The organism is Haloarchaeobius caseinilyticus (assembly GCF_051207395.1).
Lineage (GTDB): Archaea > Halobacteriota > Halobacteria > Halobacteriales > Natrialbaceae > Haloarchaeobius.
The window spans coordinates 795,439-815,729 of sequence record NZ_JBPJZC010000001.1 but is presented as its reverse complement, the minus strand read 5'-3'; the positions used below and the strand labels follow the sequence as shown (position 1 = coordinate 815,729).

The window sequence follows — 20,291 nt, the reverse complement described above, 5'->3', positions numbered from 1 at the left end:
GCCGTTATCCCCGGTGACACGGGTGATTACCCATATCACCAGCCACCGTACGCTCCGTTATGGCGACGCGTATCCTCGTGGTTGGGGCGACCGGACGACAGGGTGGCGCAGTGGTCGACGAACTGCTCTCGGGCATCTACGGCGACTTCGTCGTGTACGCGATGACGCGGGATACGAAATCGGACCGCGCCGTCGAGTTGCGACGACAGGGCGCGCGTATCTGCATCGGGAATCTGGAGCGGCCGGCGTCGTATCGCCCGTACCTCGACGAGGTCGACGGTGCGTTCCTCGTCACCGACAGCGCTAGCTACGACTACGAAGAGGAGGTCCAACAGGGCGTGAGCTTCGTCGAAGCGGCCTACGACGCCGAACTCGGACACCTCGTCTTCGCCTCGGCGATGGGTGCGGACTTCTACGCGAACGTCGACACCCTCGACGCGAAACTGGAGATAGAGCGGCGCATCCGCGACCTCTCGCTCTCTGCGACCGTGATTCGTCCGGGTGTGTTCGTCCAGAACTTCGAGGCACAGCGCGACGACATCGAGCGCGGTGAACTGTCGTGGCCAATCTCGCCGAACACCGCGCTGCCACTGGTAGACGTACACGACGTCGGCGTCGTCGCCGCGAAGTCGTTCGCACACCCCGAGACCTTCGCTGGCGAGGAAATCGACCTCGCGGGTGACTTGCTCACCCTGTCAGAGATTGCGGAGGGCTTCGGTGCGGTCCTCGGCCGCGACGTCGAAGCGGTGTACATGAGCAACGAAGAAGCACGCGAGCAGTACGGCGACGTGGTCGCCGACCTGTACGCGTGGATAGACGGGATGGGCGGAATGCGCTTCGACTCGACCCACCTCGACCGGCTCGACATCGAACCACGCTCGCTCTACGAGGCACTGGTCGAGAACGACTGGCAGCCGATTCCACGGTTGCCCTGACGGTACTGGTTCGTATTTTCTTTCGAGAGACGCTCGCTTCGTCGTCGCGAAAATGCCGAAAGTCGAAGCCGTCGAGAATTACTTACTCCAGCACGACCAGCACGTCGCCCATGTCGACGCTCTGGCCCTCGCTGATGGCGATTTGGGAGACGGTACCGCCGCGCGAGGCGACGATGTCGTTCTCCATCTTCATCGCTTCGAGGACGCAGAGCACGTCACCCGAGGAGACTTCGTCGCCCTCGCCGACTTCGACCGAGAGGATGGTCCCCTGCATCTCGGCTTCGACGACTTCGCCGTCGCCGACGTCGACGTCTGCGGAGCCACTGTCGCCGCCGGAGTCGCTCGACCCACCGGCGTTCTGCGGACCCGACGCTTTCTTCGTGCCGCCGACCGGCATCGCGCCGCGCTCTTCTAAGTTCACGTCGAAACGCTTGCCGTTGACTTCGACGGTGAACTCGCGTTCGACCACGTCCTCGTCGTCGTCGCCGCTCGACGACTCGGTTCCCCACTGCTCCTGCGCTTCTGCGATTCGCTCGGGGTCGACCTCGTTGTCGAGGTAGTTCGTCGTGTGCGTCCCGTTGACGAAGCGCTCGTCGGTGAGCATCAGGCGGTGGAACGGCACGATGGTCGTCACGCCCTCGATGTCGTACTCGCGCAGGGCGCGCAGCGAGCGCTCGATACACTCGTCGCGGTCCTGGCCCCAGACGATGAGCTTCGCGATCATCGAGTCGTAGTCGGTGACGAGTTTGTCGCCCTGACGCAGCGAGTCGTCCATGCGGACGCCGATGCCGCCCGGCGGGTCGTACGTCGTCAGCTTCCCACCCGTCGCGGGCGAGAAGTCGTTGGCCGCGTTCTCCGCGTTGATGCGGAACTCCATCGCGTGGCCTTCGAGCTCGACCTCATCCTGCGAGAAGGTGAGTTCCGCGCCGTCGGCGACCTTGAGCTGCCACTTCACGATGTCGATGCCCGTGAGTTCCTCCGTGACGGTGTGTTCGACCTGAATCCGTGTGTTCACTTCGAGGAAGAAGAACTCGCCGTCCTCGACGAGGAACTCGACTGTACCCGCGTTGACGTAGTCGGACTCCTTGACACCGCGGCGGGCGGCTTCACCGATCTGTTCGCGCAGGTCGTCGGAGAGTGCCGGCGACGGCCCCTCTTCGATGACCTTCTGGTGGCGGCGCTGGAGCGAGCAGTCACGCTCGCCGAGGTGACGCACGTTACCCTGCTGGTCGGCGATGATCTGGACCTCGATGTGGCGCGGGGCTTCGAGGTAGCGTTCGAGGTAGACCGAGTCGTTGTCGAAGTAGGCTTCGCCCTCGCGCTTTGCCGACTGGAACTGGTCTTCGGCTTCGTCCTCGCTGTGGACGACCTTCATCCCGCGGCCGCCACCGCCACCCTCGGCCTTGATGGCCACCGGGTAGCCGTATTCGGCGCCGAACTCTTTGACCTCTTCTGCGGACTCGGCGGGGTCGGTCGTCCCGGGGACGATGGGCACGTCCGCGGACTGCATGACCTTCCGGGCCTTCGTCTTCTCACCGAGTTGCTCCATCGAGTGCGACGTCGGGCCGACCCACGTGATGCCTTCCTCTGCTTCGACTTTGGCGGCGAACTCGGCGTTCTCCGCGAGGAAGCCGTAGCCGGGGTGGATGGCGTCGGCGTCGGCCTTGTGCGCGGCCTCGATGACCGCCTCGTGGTCGAGGTACGAGTCGGCCGCGCGCGCCGGACCGATGTTGTACGCTTCGTCCGCGTAGCGCACGTGTCCACCGTTCTTGTCGGCTTCACTGTAGACAGCGACAGTCGAGATGTTCAACTCCTCACACGCTCGCATGACGCGGACGGCGATTTCACCGCGGTTCGCGACGAGAACCTTCCTGAACATTCTTACGCGAATCGTCTCACGAAGGGCACCTTACTTTGTCGGTTCACAATACTTGCCAGAGCTCGTCAACTTCTGTCCCATGCTCGGTTTACGTCTCTCCGTCGACGACACGTCGGAGAACCCTCGATTCGGCCTTCCGAAGGTGATTCGACGCCGTACTCGGCGCGCAGTCGAGTTCGTGCGCGACCGCTTCGAGCGAGGCGGCCCTCGGGACGTCGTAGTAGCCGAGGTCGACCGCGACTTCCACGGCCTCGCGCTGACGGTCGGTCATCGCGCCCGCGAGGCGCTGAAAGCGCGAGTCGAACTCACCGATTTCTTTCACCTCGACCTCGATGGTCTCGGGGAGACCGTCGAGCATCGCCTGTAAGTCGCTCGCGGCACCGACGACCGTCATCCGCATGGCGGCCTCGGCGTCGTAACGCACTGGCGGGACCACGATGAGGTTCAGCGCGGTGAACGCCTCGCGCCACGCGGCGTCTGCGTCGCGCGTCTCCTGACAGACGTAGACGTAGAACGAGTCGTCGTCGACCTCGGTGATGTCGTACCAGCGAATGGAGTCGACGGTGTCGATGGCCGTTCGGTACGCCGCCAAATCGGCCACGACGTAGAACAGTTCGTACTCGACGCCTCGCCCGGGGACGACGTTCCACGCGCGTAATTCCTCGTACTCGACGGCGTCTTCCTCCCTGATGAACGTCTGCATCGGATGGAGCATCTCGGCTGGTTGTCGCAGTCGCACGTCGAGATATCGCATCGGAGGACCTGCCAGACGAGAGACCAAAGTGGTTGTGGAAGCACCGATGCGGGTATAAAAGGGAGCTAGCCCATCCGACAGAACTGGCTTCGTGGCTTCCGGCCTCCGTTCAAACGAGATGCCTTCCACGACTCCGATTTCGGAGCCCGACGACCGTATCGCAGGCGAGTTCCCGCCCGGGCCCTCCGGCGTTCCCCTGCTGGGAAACGCTCACCAGTTCGTCGGGAACCCCGACGCGTTCTACGACCGACTCGCCGAGTTCGGCGACGTGGTCGCGTACCGCCTCGGCGGCATGCAGTTCTGTACCCTACTCCACCCCGAGCACGTCGAACAGGCCCTCGTGACCGACTCCGAGAAGTTCTCGAAGTGGAACCTCGGTGAGTTCGGGCCCGCGTTCGCCCCCGACGGTATCCTGTTCACCGAGGGCGAGCAGTGGAAGCGCCAGCGGACACAGGTCCAGCCAGCGTTCCAACTCGACCGGATTCGGTCGTACGCCGAGTCGATGACCGCCTTCAGCGAAGACATGGTGGACGGCTGGGCCGAGGGGGAGGTCGTCCCCGCGACCGAGGCGTTCTCAGACCTCACGCTGCGAATCCTCGCCAAGTCGCTGTTCGACCTCGACCTCGACGAAAGCGACCGCGCCGAGACCGTCACGGAAGCTGCCGACGCGGTCAACGAACTGGCGGACCCGACGCTCTCGACGCTCCTCCTGCCGAAGTGGGTGCCGACGCCGAGCACGCGTCGGTTCGAGCGGGCGATGCGTGAGTTCGAGACCGTTATCGACGACCTCGTCGCCGCGCGGAAACACAACCCGGGCGAGCACGACGACCTGCTGGCGATGCTCATGCGGACTGGCGACGACGGCGACGGGATGGCCGACACCGAACTCCGCGACACGATGGTCACGTTCCTGTTTGCCGGCCACGAGACGACTTCGCTCGCGCTCACGTACACGAACTACCTCCTCGCGACCCACCCCGGCGTGGCCGAGCGACTTCGCGCGGAAATCGACGAAGTCGTCGGTGACGACCGCCCGGGCGTGACCGACCTCCCCCGGATGCCGTATCTGGACAAAGTCGTCACTGAGTCGCTCCGGCTGTATCCGCCGGCGTACGTCCTCTTCCGTGAAGCGAGCGAGGACGTGGAAATCGGCCGCTACACGCTCCCAGCCGGGACGAAGTTCACGCTCCCACAGTTCCGCATCCACTACGACGAGCGCTGGTTCGACGAACCCGAGACGTTCGACCCGTCGCGCTGGACCGACGAGTTCGAGGCCTCCCTGCCGGAGTACGCCTACTTCCCGTTCGGCGGCGGCCCGCGCCACTGCATCGGGATGCGCTTCGCGATGCTCGAACTGAAACTCGTGCTCGTCACGCTCTGTCAGCGCGTCCGGTTCGAGTACGCGGCCGAGGAACCTCCGGAGCCGCAGCTGCTCGCGACCTACCAGCCGAACGACGAAGTGTCGCTCCGGGTCGCACGGCGCTGAGTGAAACACGCCCCCCGTCTTGAACGGCAAGGATATCTCGGGTGAACGGTCATCCGGGGTGGCTCTAAATTCGTACGTGCGACATCCGTCGCTCCCGCTGATGCTCGTCTCCGGACTGCTCGTTCGTCACGGTCCCCATCGTTCCGGACACGGCTGCGACGTCACCGGCCCGTTCCCTCGAACGAATCTGCACGACTACTTGAACGACCTAGTAGCACAGACAGCACCTTCACCGCGTTTTCTGGCGTCTCTGCAACCATGGAAGGGCAACTACTTTGGCTCTGCTTCACCGTCGGTCTCGTCGCCATCGTGGTCAACGGCGTCGGCGTCCTCGTGACGATGTTCACCGACCACCGATACTGGCCGCCGGGCGAGCGCGACTGGCGATTCTACCTGCACTGGACACTCTCGCAGACGTTCACCGTCGCACTTCCCGTGGTCACGTACCTCGATTGGAACACGCTTGGACTCCCGCGACCAGCGACGCTGTACGTCGGCCTCGGTGTCTTCGTCCCGTTCTACGCGGCCGCGGTCGCCGCCGGCTTCGACCTCGGGATGGACGAGACGAAGGGGCTCACGGGCGACCTCCGAACCGGCGGCTGGTACCGCTTCTCGCGCAACCCGCAGTACGTCTGCTACGCCGTCGCCACGGTCGGCTTCGCCCTGTTCGCCAACTCGGTGTTCGCCACAGTGCTGTGTGCGTGCTACTTCGCGTGGTGGCTGGTCCTCCCCTTCGCGGAGGAGCCGTGGCTCCGCGAGGAGTACGGCGAGGCGTACGACCGATACGCGGCGCGAGTGCCGCGATTCGTCGGACTTCGGTCGCTTCGGGCCCTGACTGGGTTGGACGACGACGGTCAGGCGACCTGATGTCGTCACGCTAGACCCAGGCACGGTCCGGGTCCATGTCCAGCCTCGCTGATAGGCCGAGACAGGTCGGCGATAGACCAACTTGGGACTCGCTTTTTCTGTCTGCTACCGGTACGGTCCCTATGGAGCTGAATCCCCGGACCGTCTACAACACGGTTCGGAACCACTGGTCCCTCATCGAGACAGAGCGGGACACAGCCGAGGAGTACGAACGAGACCTCAGTCGACGGCTGTGGCTCTGGCGACACGGCTTTCTCACCCGGTCGGACTACCTCTACGACCTGAACCGCCACTCCGTCGACGACTACGTCTCCGACTACGAACGATTCGTTCGCAGCAAGTCCATCAACGACACGTGGTCGCACGTGATGGACCACAAACTCATCTTCCACTGGATGCTCTCGCCGTTCATCGAGCACCGGCCGACGGTCCACGGGCTGCTCCGTGACGGTCGCTTCCTGCCGGCCGCCGCGCTCCACGAGACCGGTGGTGAGGTCGAACTCGCGGCCGACGGCGAGTCGGCCGACGCCGGAGAACACGTCTTCGACTTGCTGGAACAGGAGGAGAAACTCGTCCTCAAGTGGATTCGTGGTGGTGGCGGGAACAACGTCTTCCTCTGTTCGCTCGGCGACGACGGCGACGTGGTCGTCAACGGCGAGTCGGAGTCACGAGCCGCTTTCGAGCGACGTGTCGGCGGCCTCGACGAGTACATCGTCACGGAGTTCGCCGAGCAGGCGTCGTTCCAGGACGACCTCTACCCCGACACGCCGAACACCATCCGCATGATAACCATGTGCGACGAGGACGGCCCGTTCATCCCCATCGTCATCCAGCGCATGGGCTCTGACCGGTCGTACCCGATGGACAACTTCTCGCAGGGCGGGCTGAACGCCGAAATCGACCCCGAGACCGGCGAACTGTCCCAGGCCACGCAGCTTCCGGAGGCCGGCAAGCCCCGGTGGCACGACGAGCACCCCGACACCGGAACGCAGATTGCGGGCGAGCAGATTCCGCACTGGGACGAGATTCGCGACCGAATGCTCGAAATCGCCGGCCACTGCCAGCACGTTCCCTACGTCGGTTGGGACATCCTCCCGACCGACGACGAAGGCGGCTTCACCATCATCGAGGGCAACAGCTACCCCGGGCTGAAGGCGATGCAGATTCACCGGCCGATGCTCGCAGACGACCGGGCACGGCGGTTCTACGAGTCACACGACGTGCTGGTCGACGTGCTGTAGTCACCGCGCGGCCAGCCCACGGACCGCGTCTCGCAGACCGGTTCCGACGACCCACACGGCGGCGACGAGGCCGACCAGAAACATCGAGACGAACACGAGCGCGCCGACCGGCCCGAGGACCAGCGAGCCGACGAGCGCGCACACGAGGAACACTATCGCGACCGGAACGGCGTCGCGGAGTGAGACCGCTCTCCGTCCGCGGTCGTGTCCACCGTCCGGCTTCGTCAGCGTGAGTCCCCACGTCAGCACGCCCTGTCCGCGCTTTTCTGTCGTCCCGCGCCGGAGGTCGAGCACGAACAGGCCACCCAGTACGAGGTACAGCACCCAGACGGTCGCCTGCGCGTCGATTCCGGGCAACTGGTCGAATCGCATCGCCAGCGTCAGGAACAGGTAGACCAGCGCGAGCGGGGCACAGAGCAGTAGCGACTCGCGCAGGTCGGGGAGCAGTTCTGCAAGCCGGTACTCGGTCCCGACACGTCGTCGCCAGAGGAGGACCGCGCCACCGAGCACCAACAGGTGAATCGCATCGGCGGCCAGAACCGTTCCCGGCTGACCAGCCATCGTCGCGCCCTGCACGAGCGCGAGGAAGACGGCGACGGCGAACGCGGCCCGTCGCGGGAAATTTCGAACCACCGCGGGCAGACAGTCCAGTACCGTCCGACTCCGCGTCGCCAGTCGCTCAACGACGACGAGCGGGAGGACGAACGAGACGAGCGAGTGCCAACAGAACAGTAGCACCACGGTCTCCCAGACGTACACGCCACCGACGACGAACGGCTGGGCGTCCCAGTACGGCGACCAGAGCACCTTCGTGGTGTAGGCTTCGTAGAGTCCGAACAGTGCGCCAGCGAGCAGTAGCGTGCGAAAGCGGGGCTGCTTGCTCCCCACGTGGTAGACTATCCCTGCAAGAACCAGTGTGTGCAGGCCGTACAGCGGGAGCGTCACGGCGATTCCCCACGGCAGCACGAGGACGAACGGGTACGACCCAGAAGGGACCTCGGCGAACGCAGTGGAGAACATGCCGAGCAGGAGCCAGAACGCGAGTCGCTGGCGACGGCTCGGTGTTGGGTTTGCACTCGTCCTTCCCAGCGAAGCCATCAGGAAAGAATCGTCGTCCGGTTAGAAGAACGTTCGTACCAGAAAGTACCGCGGAAGCCGACGACCGACCGCCTGTCGGTCTCCGGTTAGAACCGGTCCGAGCGACCCGACGCCGCCCACGCGTTCGTCGGCGCGCCGTCGGGCACGCGACCGCTGTGGCCGCGCGTGCCGCGCAGGCGGCCCGCGAACGACCACTTCTTACCCTGCCACGTCTCCTCGGACTCCTCCTGCGCTTTTCGCTCCTGGTCGCGCAGGTGTGCGCCGATGACGGCCGCGATGGCCGCGGCTTCTTCCGCGTCGGCATCGGCCGGGATGTCGAGACGGTCGATGAGTTCCTGACTCATGTCAGAGCGGGATGTTGCCGTGTTTCTTGTCCGGCTGGTCCTCGCGCTTGGACTTCAGCATGTGGAGGTCGTCGATGAGGCGCGACCGCGTCTCGGTCGGCTCGATGACGTCGTCGAGGAAGCCCTTGTCCGTCGCGGTGTAGGGGTTCGCGAACTCCTCTCTGTACTCCTCGATGAGTTCGTCGCGGAGCGCGTCGGGGTCGTCCGCCTCCGAGAGTTCGTTGCGGTAGAGGAGGTTGACTGCGCCCTGCGGGCCCATCACGGCGATTTCCGCGGTCGGCCATGCGTAGTTCACGTCGGCACCGAGGTTCTTCGACGCCATAACACAGTACGCGCCACCGTAGGCCTTGCGCGTGATGACGGTGAGCAGCGGGACCGTCGCCTCGGAGTAGGCGTACAGCAGTTTCGCGCCGTGCCGGATGATGCCGCGGTGTTCCTGGTCGGTCCCAGGCATGTAGCCGGGCACGTCGACGAACGTCACGATGGGGATGTTGAACGAGTCACAGAAGCGCACGAAACGCGACCCCTTCATCGACGCGTCGACCGTCAGCGTCCCGGCGTTGGCGCGGGGCTGGTTGCCGACGATACCGACCGAATGCCCGTCGAGACGGCCGAAGCCGACGACGATGTTCTTCGCGAACTCGTCCTGCACTTCGAAGAACGAGCCCTCGTCGACCACGCTGTCGACGACGTTCGTCATGTCGTAGGGCTTCTGCGGGCTGTCGGGGACGATCTCTTCGAGGGCGTCGTCCTCGCGGCTCGGGTCGTCCCACGGTTCGACGCGCGGCGGGTCCTCGACGTTGTTGCTCGGGAGGTACGAGAGGAGGGTCTGAATCTTGTCCAGCGCGTCCTCGTCGTCCTCACAGGCGAACTGCGCGACGCCGGTCTTGCTGGCGTGGGTCATCGCGCCGCCCAGTTCGTCGTGTGTCACGTCCTCACCGGTGACCGTCTTGGTGACGCCGGGGCCGGTGATGTACATGTAGCTCGTGTCCTTCACCATGAAGATGAAGTCCGTGATGGACGGGGAGTAGACCGCACCACCCGCACACGGCCCCAGGATACCCGATATCTGCGGGATGACCCCGGAGGCCATCTGGTTCCGGTGGAAGATTTCGGTGAAGCCGGCGAGGGACTTCACGCCTTCCTGAATCCGCGCGCCGGCGGAGTCGTTCAGGCCGATGACGGGGGCACCGACCTCCATCGCCATGTCCATCACTTTGCAAATCTTCTCCGCGAACACTTCGCCCAGCGAGCCGCCGAAGACGGTGAAGTCGTGCGCGAACACGAACACCTTCCGGCCGTCGACGTCCCCGTAGCCGGTGACGACGCCGTCGCCCAGGATCTTCTTCTCCTCCATCCCGAAGTTGTGGGAATTGTGGGTCCGGAGTTGGTCGAACTCGTGGAAGGTCCCGTCGTCGAGGAAGTAGTCGATGCGCTCGCGGGCGGTCATCTTCCCTTTCTCGTGTTGGGACTCAATCCTGTCTTCGCCACCGCCTTTGAGGGCCTCGGCGCGGAGTTCTTCGAGTTCCTCGATGCGGTCTTCCATCGTCATGGTGACCACCCTGCAATCATTGGTCGAAACGTCTCACACCGGCGCAAAAAGGTTTCCGTAAGGTGGGCCGGTCCTCGACACTCGCTACCTTGACCACTCCGGGGTGGTCGTGGCGGGTCAGGTCGTGCTGCTCGCGCGGTCGACGCCCGCGACGACGACGAGACTGATGACGATGGCAGCACCGGCGAGCGCGGTCGTCCCGATGTCTACACCGAAGTAGTTCGCGAGTCCGGTGAACAGGGTGAACAGCAAGAACGGCGGCAACACTGCCCCGATGAGTAGTCGCCACATATCCGCGAACCCGCGCGAGAACGAAGTCCCGCGCTGGAACTCCTCGACCGCGCGCGGGCCGAGGACCCACGCGGCGTAGACGACGAACGCGAACAGCCCAGTCGTCAGCAGGACGTCGACGACGGTACCGGAGAGGAGCGTGAAGAGTTCAGGCGAGAACGCGCTGGCGGTCCCCGTCACGAGGACGAGCGAGGCGAGGCCGGCCGTCGCGGTCTTTCGCTCGACACCGTGCTCGTCGACGAGGTACGCCACGGGAATCTCCAGCATCGAGATGGACGACGAGAGCGCGGCCAGCGCGACGACGGCGAAGAAGCCGACCGCGAGGAAGCGACCCGCGGGCAGTTCGGAGAAGGCAGTCGCGACACCGACGAACAGCGCGCCCGGGCCACTCGTCTCGGGGTCGACGCCGGGCGTCGAGAACAGCAGTGGGAGGACGACGAATCCGGCCAGCAGGCCGATGCCGGTGTTGAACAGCGCGATGATGCTCCCGTCGGCCGGGAGCGAGCGGTCTTCGCCGATGTAGGAGGCGTAGGTGATCATCGTCCCCGCACCGACCGAGAGGGTGAACAGCGCCTGTCCCGCGGCCGAGAGCAGGATGTCGAGTGCGTTCTTCTGCACGAACTCCCAGTTGAAGGTGAGGTAGAACTCGTACGCTCGACTCGCACCGGAGAGGGTGCTCGCCCAGACAGCGAGGGCGACGAGCATCACGACGACGACGGGCATCATGATGGTGGTCGCGCGCTCGATGCCGCCACGGATGCCGCCCGCGACGATACCCGCCGTGATGGCGAGGAAGAGGAGGTGGAAGCCTGCAGCCTCCATCCCGTAGCTGATTCCCTCGAAGTACGCGCCGGGCGACCCGAAGTATGCGCCCGTCGCGCTGGCGAACGTGTAGCGAAGAATCCAGCCGCCGACGACGCTGTAGAACGAGAGCAAGACGAGGCCTGCCAAGACAGTCAGCAGACCGACCTTGCCCCAGTGTTTCGAGTCAGAGAGCGAGCGCAACGCGCCGACTGGGCTCTTGCCCGACCGGCGGCCGATGACGAACTCGGCGAGCAGGCCCGGTACCCCGACCCCGATGACGATAGCGAGGTAGAGGAGGAGGAAGGCGCTCCCGCCGTTCTCTGCGGTCATCCACGGGAAGCGCCAGATGTTCCCGAGGCCCACGGCGGAACCGACCGCCGCGAGAATGAATCCCAGTCGTGATGTCCACGATTCTCGTGCCATTGTGAGTCAGTGTCCTATCGCGTCGTATAGTGATTTCGAACCGACGAACCGTCAGCTTCGCAATACCACGTCTTACAGTCGTTCTAGTTGCTGTTCTCGCTCGGAATTCACGGTGAATTTTTGTTGGTGGCTACGATTCGTAACTGTGTTTCGTGGTGTCGTTCACCACGGGAAAGGGTCTCGGCTGTCAGACCGCGACGATGGGCTCGACCAGTATCCCTGCCGAGACGAGCAGCGACTGGATGCCGAGGACCAGCGTCAGGACGACGGCGACGATGACGAAGGTCCGGACCGCCCAGACCCACGCCGTCGCCGTGCTCATCCCCGACTTCGTGCCTTTCACGAGTTCTCGCGAGGCGACGCCGGAGCGGAACCAGCCGACGAAGACGAGCACGCCGAGGACGGAGATGGGCAACAGGAAGTTGTACGCGAGGTCGTTGTACCACGTCAGTGCACCGGTCCCGTTGAACGTCAGACTCGCGCTGAACGCAGTCGGGATGCCGAGGAGGAACACCGCGAGACCGAACGCTGTGGCCGCCGGCTTGCGGTCCCAGCCGGTGTTCTGTGTGACGAACGAGACGACCACTTCGAGCAGCGAGATGGCCGACGACAGCGCGGCGAGCAGGAGCACGGCGAAGAACACGACGCCGAGGATGCGACCGGCGGGGAGTTCGGTGAACGCCTTCGCCATCGAGATGAACACGACGCCAGCACCGCCTTCCTTGCTGATTTCTTCGACCGGCACCTGTGTCGCGAGGATGGGGATGACGACGAGACCTGCGAGCAGGCCGACGAGCGTGTTCAGCCCGACGATGAGGCCACCGTCGACCGGCAGGGAGTCGTCGTCACTGAGGTAGGACGCGTAGGTTATCATCGCACCCATCCCGAGCGAGAGGGTGAAGAACGCCTGCCCGACGGCGGCGGGCAGGACGCTCCCGAGGTTCGCCGAGAGCGTCTCGAAGTCGGGCGAGAGGTAGTACGAGTAGCCCGCGCTCGCACCGTCGAGCGTGGCAGCCCACGCGCCGAGACCGAGCAGGATGACGACGATGCTCGGAACCATCAGCTTCGTCCCGAACTCGATGCCGTCTTCGACGCCCAACGCGACGACGCCGACGACCAGCGCCATGAAGACGGCGTGTAAGAGGAGTGCCGTCGGACCGGACGAGACGGTCCCAAAGTACGTTTCTGGGTTGCCGAAGTACGCGCCCTGTGCGCTGCCGACGATGTACCGGATGACCCAGCCACCGACGACACTGTAGAACGACAGTATCCAGAACGCGGTGAACACCCCTATCGCGCCCACGATGGAGGGACGATTCCCGCCCAGTTCGCGGAACGCGTCGATGGGGTTCTTGCCAGTCTTTCGCCCGACGACGAACTCGGCGAGCATCGCCGGAAATCCGATACACAACACGGCAGCCAGGTACACGACGACGAACGCCGCGCCACCGTTGGCGGCGGTCTGGAACGGGAACTGCCAGATGTTCCCGAGTCCGACCGCGCTCCCGACGGCGGCGAGGATGAATCCGACGCGTGTACTCCACGTCTCTCGTTCACTCATATGCTACTCCTCGCTCGGCGACAGTGGTTGAAAAACTCCCTGTTACTGGACTCCCGTTCATGAGTAATCGATACAATCCGCGTTTGGACGGCTATCGAAGAAAAAAGGAGGCCAAATTATCCAACTGTCTAATTTTCTCAGAACCCGTCTAATCGTCGGTCGGGGCGGCCTCTGCGCCGGCCCCCATCCGCACGTCGGCGTCGCGCCACGACCCGCGGCGGAACCACGCGAAGGCGATGAGTGCCCCGGCAATGTTCGAGACGACGAACGAGGTCCAGATGCCGGCCTGTCCGGTCGCGAACGGGAGCCACGAGGCGAACGGGTCCATGCTTCGCGAGAGGACGTACGCGATGGGCAGGCGGATGATGCCGAGCATCGTGATGGAGATGGCGGCCGACACCATGGTCTTCCCGGAGCCACGGAACGCGCCGCTGTAGGCGCGCATCACGCCGATGAACCCGAACGTCGGGGCGACGAACCGGAGGAACGTTACGGCGATGTCTGTCACCTCTGCGTTCGGCGAGAGCGGCGTCACGATGGGTTCGGTGAAGGCGAAGACGACGACGGCGAGCACCGACAGTGCACCGAACATGCCGACGGCAGCGGTGTCGGCGGTCCGCTGTGCCCGGTCGGGTTTCCCCGCGCCGATGTTCTGGCCGACCATCGTCTCGACGCCCTGCCCAACCGCGATAGCGGGCAGGAAGATGACGCTGAAGATGCGGATGCCGACACCGAAGGCGGCGACGAACCCATCGGAGAAGATGGCGACGACGATGAGCATGAGGTTCACCGAGACTGACCGGCCGGTGCCCTCGATGGACGCTGGCAGCCCGATACCGACCATCTTCTTGAAGAACGTGAAGTCGGGACGCATCTGCGAGAGCCGAATCTGGACCCCGCGGGTGCCCGCGAACATGATGCTGAGGCCGACCGCCGTGGCGACGAACCGCGAGATGATGGTCGCGATGGCCGCGCCGCGAACGCCACTGAACGCTTCGGGAATCGGCCCCCACGCGAAGATGAACACCGGGTCGATGACGACGTTGAGGACGACAGTGCCGAACATGACCTGCATCGGCGTCACGGTGTCACCGTAGCCGCGCATCAGGGAGATGAACACGAAGAAGCCGAAGAGGAACGGCATCCCGAGCGCGATGACCTCCATGTACTCCGTCGCTTTGAGGAGGACCTGTCCCTCTGCACCGAGCAGTGAGAGTACGTCTTCGACGACGAGGAACCCGCTGAGGCCGAGAATCGTCGACGCGACGAACGCGAACATCACCGTCTGTGAGGCGGCGTATTCGGCTTCGTGCTCTTCGCCGGCACCGGTGTGCTGGGCGACGAGGACACTGCCCGCCACGGACAGACCCATCCCGAGCGAGATGAGCAAGAACACCATCGGGAACCCGAACGTGATGGCTGCCAGTGCTTCTTCGCTCACCTGCGCCAGCCAGAATGTATCAGCGAGGTTGTAGGCGGTCTGGAGCAGGTTCGTGATGACGATGGGCAGCGCCAGATAGACAAGTGGCTTCGTGATACCGCCCTCCGTCAGGTCGAGGTCTTCCTGTCCCTGAAAGATGTCCGAGAGTCCCATCAGGCCGCACCTCTGTAGAGACGTAGTTCGAGGTAGCTATCGAGCTCTGCGCGCGTCGTCGGCACGCCGCCGTCGTCCGTCCGGGTGACGCGCTGGTGGCGGATGCCGTTGACGACGGCGAGCAAGAAGTCGGCCGTGGTCTCCGGATCCACATCTTGGAACTCGCCTGCCTCGGCCCCGTCGCTGACGATGCCCGCGAACCGGTCGCGCAGGACTGTGTCGTGTTTCGTGAACTGCTCGCGGTAGGCCCCGTCGTGCGACGCCTGTGCGCGTAACTCGACCATCGCGCTGGTGAACGCCCGTTTTTCGTCGGTGAGTTCTTCGGGGACGACGCGGTCGAGCAGGTCGTCGAGTCGCGCCCTCGGACTGGGGCAGGCCTCACAGGAGGTCTCTGCCTCGAAGTGCTCCAGCATGTAGGCGAGGAAGTCGACGAGCAACTCGTCTTTCCCGTCGTAGTGGTGGTACAGCAACGACTTCGATTTCTCGAACTCGTCGGCGATTCGTTGTATCGTGAGGTTCGCGTACCCGTGTTCGGTGAGCGCGGCGTAGGTGGCCCGCATGATGGCCGCTCTCGTGTCCTCGGGGGCGTCCGCGAACAACTGGGTGCCTCCCATCGTTGACTGAACGTTCATTCAGCCAGCTACTTGAACCCGTCTCCGGGACACACTGTTTGCCGCAAAAATCGGTCGGTGACACGTCCCGTGGGTTGCGCTCTCGTGGGAGAAACTGAGCGAGTAACGTACTCAGTCGGCCGTCGGCACGTCTTCTGCCGGTCCCGATTCACCCTCACTCGCCTCCCCCATTTCGGTGACGTACTTGATTCGCTCCGGAATCGGCGGGTGGTCGTAGTGGAACGTCTCGTACAGGGGATGCGGGAACGGGTTCGAGAGGTTCTCGCCCGCGAGGCTGGCCAGTGCACCAGCCATCGGCTTCGCGCCCATGACCTCGACCGCGAAGGCGTCGGCCTCGCGCTCGTAGGCGAGCGAGAAGTAGTTCGACAGTGGCGACGAGAGCTGCATCACGGGTGAGACGAACAGCAGCGCGACGAACAGCGCCGCGTACGTCGCCTCCTGCGGGAACCCGAACATCGTGAACAGCCACGGCTGGGAGACGAGGTAGCCGAGCACGCCGAAGACGACGGCGAACTGGAGCGCGCCCAGCGCGACGAACTTCCAGATGTGCCCGCGCTTCCAGTGGGCCAGTTCGTGTGCCAGCACGCTCTGCACCTCGGGGACGGTCATCTGTTCGACCAACGTGTCGTAGAGGACGACGCGCTTGGTCCGACCGAAGCCGACGAAGTAGGCGTTCGAGTGGCCCGAGCGCTTGCTCGCGTCCATCTCGTACACCTGGTCACAGTCGAAGCCAGCGCGCTCGAACACGTCGTCGACTGCGTCACGCAGGTCGGACTCTTCGACCGGCGTGAACTCGTTGAACAGCGGGTCGATGACGCGCGGTTTCAGCACGAGCATCGCCAGCGAGAACGCCACGAGCAGGCCCCACGCCGCGGCTGGCCAGTACGTCGGTAGCTGGTCGACGAACCAGAACACCGCTCCGGCGAGCACGGCGACGAGGAGCGTGTTCACGACGAGGCCGATGGCGAAGTCACGCAGCCAGAGCCGCGGCGTCTGGTTGTTGAACCCGAACTGCTCTTCGACCACGAACGTCGAGTACAGGTCGAACGGGACGCCCACGACGCGTGCGCCGAGCAGGAGCAGGACGACGAAGCCGACGCCCTGTGCCAGCACAGGCAGTCCCGACTCGGTGAGTGCGACGGCCACGTCGGTCAGCAAGCCCGAGTAGAGCGCGACCAGCAGAAAGCCGAGTGCGACCCACGTCTGGACGAGCGAGAGACCGGTTCTCGCGCGCTGGTACTCGAGGACGGTCTCGACGTCGTCCACGTCGAGCGTCTCGCGCATCCAGTCGGCTTCGGCGCGAACCGTCTTCGCGCCGTAGCGCAGATTCACCACGGAGAGCGCCGAGAAGAACGCCTCCGTCCCCACCAGCAATACCACGAAGAGAACGTGTAGTTCGAGCATCTGCCGTCCTGTACGCGCTCTAACGGAAAAACGACAGCGTTCGGGTGCATGATGTCTCAGGGGTCCAGTTCTATCCACGGTGACTGTCCCGATAACCACAACGACGAAGGTATCGCAGTCACTACACGCATGTAGTATGGAGGGGGTGCCATGGCCAGCCGTCGGGTCGCTCGTCGCTGCCGTGGCGAACCTGTACTTCTTCCAGCAACTATCGAAGTATCGTGAACAGCCCGGGGTCCGCTGGTTTCGGCTGGTCATCGGCGCGCAGGTCGCACTCTGTCTGTCGCAGGGTGTCGCGCTGCTCGTCTACGACCGATTGCTCCGCCTCGCGCTCGAGTCACTGTTCTTCGTGACTGGGAGCGTGATTCTCGTCGGCTACTTCGCGTTCGCCGCGACGTACACCGGCCGCGGCCATCTCGTGCAGACGGTCTGGTTCAAACTGCTCGGGTTGGTCGCGGCGGCGATCAGCATCCTCGCCGTAACCAACCCGCTCCACCACCTCGTCTGGAGTGACTTCCGAATCGACCCGGTGCTCAACGCCGCGACGGTGTCGTACATCCACGAACCGCTCATTCGGTTCCAGTTCGTCGGCATCGTCCTCGTCTCGCTGCTGGGCATGTCGCTCTTGTTCGACACCGTCGTCAGCTACGGCCCACTGTACCGAAAGCAGGCCATCGCCGTCGCGTTGACGCCGATTCCGCCGGCAGCCGCCTTCGCCGTCTGGACGCTCCACCTCGGTCCGTACCCGCAGTTGAACCTCGTCCCGCTGATGTTCCTCCCACACGCGGCGCTGGACATGTACGCCCTGTTCCGGAGCGATATGTTCGAGTTCAACCCGGCGACGCGCCGGACGGGCGAACGTGCGGCCATCGACGACCTCGGGAGCCCGGTCGTCGTCGTGGACGAGAAGGGTCGCATCGTGACGCTCAACGCCAGGGCGCAGGTCCTGTTCGGCGTGGACAAGCGGACCGCGCTCACGCGACCGCTGGCCGAGTTCGTGGACTTCGGCGACTTAGACTCTGACGGCTTCGAGCGGACCATCACGACGACCGAGCGTGGCCGGACCGCGACGTACAAACTCACCGCCAAACCGCTCTACGACGTGGTCGACACCCACGTCGGCTACACCGTCCTCTTGCAAGACCTCACGGAGGAAATCCGGCGCAAACAGCGACTCACCGTCCTCAACCGCGTCCTCAGACACAACCTTCGAAACGACCTCACCGTCGTCCTCGGCACCCTCGAAGTGGCCACAGACCGCGTCGACGACGAAGCGACCGAGACGTTGCTCACGACTGCAATCGCGGAAGCCGAAGGGCTCGTCGACCTCGGCGAGAAGGCCCGACAGGTCGAGCAGACGATGGCCGAAGACGCGACCGAGACGGAACCGGTCGTGGTCACGGACCTGCTCACAGACATCGTCGACTCGCTGGACGTGCCAGCCGACGCAGCTATCACGGTCGACGTGCCGGCTGAGGCGACCGTTCAGACGAACGGCGCGCTTCTCAGTCTCGCGTTCTCGAACCTACTGGAGAACGCCATCGAACACCACGACGGGCCTGCACCACAGGTGACCGTGGGGCTCGCCAGCGACCGGGCTGTAGCCGACAGCCGAGCTGGCACCCCCGATGGTGACGAACGGGCGACGCCCAGTATCGGCACTGACGGCGGTACCGTGACCACCTTCGAGGTCCACGACGACGGCCCCGGCATCCCCGAACACGAACTCAGACCGCTCGAATCTGGGGAAGAGACACCGCTCGAACACGGGAGTGGCCTCGGGCTGTGGGTCGTTACGTGGGCTATCGGCTCGCTCGGTGGCGACCTCTCTTTCGAGACGGGGGCGGACGGGACGACGGTCAGCATCACGCTGCCGACCCGCTCGGTCGATGCTGTCAGCAAGGACGACTACGACACCGACTCCGGCAGTCAGGCCTCGCCGTAGACCGGCACCGCCGCGCCACTCGTGACCGACGCCGCGTCGGAACAGAGGAACAGCATCACCTGTGCCACGTCGGCCGGGTCGACCCACTCGTCTTTCGGCGTCATCATCTCGCGGTTCATCGGCGTGTCCAGCACAGACGGCATCACGCAGTTCGCGCGAACCGTGCCCAGATTCTCCTCGGCGAGCGTCTCGGTCAACAGTCTGATTCCTGCCTTCGTGATGCGGTACGGGCCGTCGCCCTCGCCGCCTTCCAGCGACGACCGCGCAGAGACCGAGACGATAGCTCCCGACTGCTCGCGCAGGTGCGAGAGGAAGTGCTTCGACACGAGAAACGCCGACTTGAGGTTCACGTTCACGAGGAAGTCGAACTCGGCGACGTCCGTCTCGTCGATGGGTGCCCCACCACGCCACGTCCCAGCGACGTTGCAGAGGGTGTCGACTCGCCCGAGGTCGTCGACGACCCGCTCGGCGAGTGGTTCGACCGCTAGTTCGTCGGTGAGGTCCGCCTCGTAGAAGTGTGTCTCCGAGTCGAGCGTTAGCTGTGCGTTCTCGTCGTCGGGCGTGACGATGTCGACGGCGGCGACCGTCGCGCCTGCCTCGCGGAACGCTGCGACCACTGCGCTGCCGAGCGCCCCTGACGCCCCGGTGACGACGGCGACCTCGTCGGAGAAATCGAACGTAACTGCCATAGGCGTGTCAACGTGTGGCGTGGTGAAAAAGGTGTAGCGTCAGTAGACAGGTCGCGGCGCTGGCTCGGTTGCCCTCAGCGCTCCAGCACTGCTGACATCACGGCCGCCTCTGCCCGGCGTAACAGTTCGTTCGCCGTCGACGGCGCACAGTCGAGTGCGGCACCGATGTCCTCGAACGACACCTTCCGTGGGTTCTCGTAGAACCCGAGCGCGTGCGCCGCCTCCAGTGCTTCGCGCTGGCGGTCGGTCAGGCGAGCCAGGGCACTCGGCTCTTCCGGATGGAAGCCGCCGGTCCACTCGACTTCGACGGGCACGTCCGTCTCCGTCGCAGCCCCGAACGCCGCTTGCAGCGCCTCGGCGTCGCCGGCCACCGTCACGCTGATACCGTCCTCGGTGAAGCGAAACGGTGGGTCGAGCAGCAGGCGATGTTCGTCGACGATGGCGAGGAGCGCACTCACGGGTTCGCGCTCGGCCACGTTGACGAAGACGTAGTGTGAGGCGCCGGTCCCGTCGTGGGACTCGTCCTCCGCCCCGACCACGTCGTGTTGTCGGACTTCGGGGTGGTCAGCAAGCACCGCCCGGATGTCGGCCTCGTCGCCGCCGGTCACGCGATAGAGCAGGCCGTAACTCCCGTCCGCCAGCCACTCCAGATTCAGTATCCCCTCTCGCGAGACACCGGGAATCGCGGCCAACGCCTCGTCTACGCCCGGAAAGGCTCCGTCGACCGGGCGCAGTTTCAGTCCGACAGCGTTCATGGACAGTATTCGCGTCGGCTTCTGGTAAAAATTCGGG

Annotated in this window: 17 protein-coding genes; 5 read left to right on the top strand and 12 right to left on the bottom strand. The window is 64.7% G+C overall.

The window, feature by feature from the left end; translation table 11 throughout:
• The first annotated feature begins 59 nt into the window (after positions 1-59).
• Positions 60-935, top strand: coding sequence for an NmrA/HSCARG family protein (locus tag ACSC1P_RS04315; RefSeq protein ID WP_435358900.1), 876 nt, complete (start codon positions 60-62; stop codon positions 933-935).
• 82 nt (positions 936-1,017) lie between these two features.
• Here ACSC1P_RS04315 and ACSC1P_RS04310 read toward each other — a convergent pair whose 3' ends face one another.
• Both ACSC1P_RS04310 and ACSC1P_RS04305 read right to left on the bottom strand, forming a co-directional pair.
• A complete protein-coding gene (locus tag ACSC1P_RS04310; RefSeq protein WP_435358899.1) occupies positions 1,018-2,814 on the bottom strand; it encodes an acetyl-CoA carboxylase biotin carboxylase subunit in 1,797 nt (598 codons plus the stop codon).
• Between the two features lie 88 nt (positions 2,815-2,902).
• Complete coding sequence (locus tag ACSC1P_RS04305; RefSeq protein WP_435358898.1) at positions 2,903-3,568, bottom strand: helix-turn-helix domain-containing protein; 666 nt, start codon at positions 3,566-3,568, stop codon at positions 2,903-2,905.
• A gap of 118 nt (positions 3,569-3,686) precedes the next feature.
• On the opposite strand from ACSC1P_RS04305, the gene ACSC1P_RS04300 reads away from it, so the two are divergent.
• From ACSC1P_RS04300 to ACSC1P_RS04290, 3 genes are all read left to right on the top strand, one after another.
• Positions 3,687-5,054: a cytochrome P450 gene (locus tag ACSC1P_RS04300; protein WP_435358897.1), complete on the top strand. Its 1,368-nt coding sequence runs from the start codon at positions 3,687-3,689 to the stop codon at positions 5,052-5,054.
• Between the two features lie 258 nt (positions 5,055-5,312).
• Positions 5,313-5,921, top strand: coding sequence for a methyltransferase family protein (locus tag ACSC1P_RS04295; protein ID WP_435358896.1), 609 nt, complete (start codon positions 5,313-5,315; stop codon positions 5,919-5,921).
• 122 nt (positions 5,922-6,043) lie between these two features.
• The gene (locus ACSC1P_RS04290; protein ID WP_435358895.1) at positions 6,044-7,162 is read left to right on the top strand and encodes a sugar-transfer associated ATP-grasp domain-containing protein; all 1,119 of its coding nucleotides are present in this window, start codon (positions 6,044-6,046) and stop codon (positions 7,160-7,162) included.
• Here the strand turns inward: ACSC1P_RS04290 and ACSC1P_RS04285 are convergent, their stop codons facing one another.
• From ACSC1P_RS04285 to ACSC1P_RS04250, 8 genes are all read right to left on the bottom strand, one after another.
• Positions 7,163-8,260, bottom strand: a complete 1,098-nt coding sequence (locus ACSC1P_RS04285; protein ID WP_435358894.1) for an AF_0692 family protein — start codon at positions 8,258-8,260, stop codon at positions 7,163-7,165. It lies immediately after the preceding gene.
• An 86-nt stretch (positions 8,261-8,346) separates the two neighbouring features.
• Complete coding sequence (locus ACSC1P_RS04280; protein ID WP_435358893.1) at positions 8,347-8,604, bottom strand: DUF8022 family protein; 258 nt, start codon at positions 8,602-8,604, stop codon at positions 8,347-8,349.
• 1 nt (position 8,605) lies between these two features.
• The gene (locus tag ACSC1P_RS04275) at positions 8,606-10,150 is read right to left on the bottom strand and encodes an acyl-CoA carboxylase subunit beta (protein ID WP_435360258.1); all 1,545 of its coding nucleotides are present in this window, start codon (positions 10,148-10,150) and stop codon (positions 8,606-8,608) included.
• Positions 10,151-10,273: 123 nt separating this feature from the next.
• Positions 10,274-11,674 carry a sodium-dependent transporter gene (locus ACSC1P_RS04270; protein ID WP_435358892.1) on the bottom strand — a complete coding sequence of 467 codons (1,401 nt, stop codon included), beginning with the start codon at positions 11,672-11,674 and terminating at the stop codon, positions 10,274-10,276.
• 187 nt (positions 11,675-11,861) lie between these two features.
• Positions 11,862-13,235: a sodium-dependent transporter gene (locus ACSC1P_RS04265; RefSeq protein WP_435358891.1), complete on the bottom strand. Its 1,374-nt coding sequence runs from the start codon at positions 13,233-13,235 to the stop codon at positions 11,862-11,864.
• 148 nt (positions 13,236-13,383) lie between these two features.
• A complete protein-coding gene (locus tag ACSC1P_RS04260; protein WP_435358890.1) occupies positions 13,384-14,829 on the bottom strand; it encodes an MATE family efflux transporter in 1,446 nt (481 codons plus the stop codon).
• The gene (locus ACSC1P_RS04255; protein ID WP_435358889.1) at positions 14,829-15,461 is read right to left on the bottom strand and encodes a TetR/AcrR family transcriptional regulator; all 633 of its coding nucleotides are present in this window, start codon (positions 15,459-15,461) and stop codon (positions 14,829-14,831) included. The genes ACSC1P_RS04260 and ACSC1P_RS04255 overlap by 1 nt, the downstream gene beginning before the upstream one ends.
• Before the next feature lie 111 nt (positions 15,462-15,572).
• Positions 15,573-16,865, bottom strand: coding sequence for a M48 family metallopeptidase (locus ACSC1P_RS04250; RefSeq protein ID WP_435358888.1), 1,293 nt, complete (start codon positions 16,863-16,865; stop codon positions 15,573-15,575).
• A gap of 136 nt (positions 16,866-17,001) precedes the next feature.
• Here ACSC1P_RS04250 and ACSC1P_RS04245 point away from each other — a divergent pair, with 136 nt between their 5' ends.
• The gene (locus tag ACSC1P_RS04245; RefSeq protein WP_435358887.1) at positions 17,002-18,810 is read left to right on the top strand and encodes a histidine kinase N-terminal 7TM domain-containing protein; all 1,809 of its coding nucleotides are present in this window, start codon (positions 17,002-17,004) and stop codon (positions 18,808-18,810) included.
• Here the strand turns inward: ACSC1P_RS04245 and ACSC1P_RS04240 are convergent.
• The gene (locus tag ACSC1P_RS04240) at positions 18,795-19,499 is read right to left on the bottom strand and encodes an SDR family oxidoreductase (RefSeq protein WP_435358886.1); all 705 of its coding nucleotides are present in this window, start codon (positions 19,497-19,499) and stop codon (positions 18,795-18,797) included. The two genes, ACSC1P_RS04245 and ACSC1P_RS04240, sit on opposite strands and share 16 nt — an antisense overlap.
• Before the next feature lie 74 nt (positions 19,500-19,573).
• A complete protein-coding gene (locus ACSC1P_RS04235) occupies positions 19,574-20,254 on the bottom strand; it encodes a helix-turn-helix domain-containing protein (protein WP_435358885.1) in 681 nt (226 codons plus the stop codon).
• Positions 20,255-20,291: the final 37 nt, after the last annotated feature.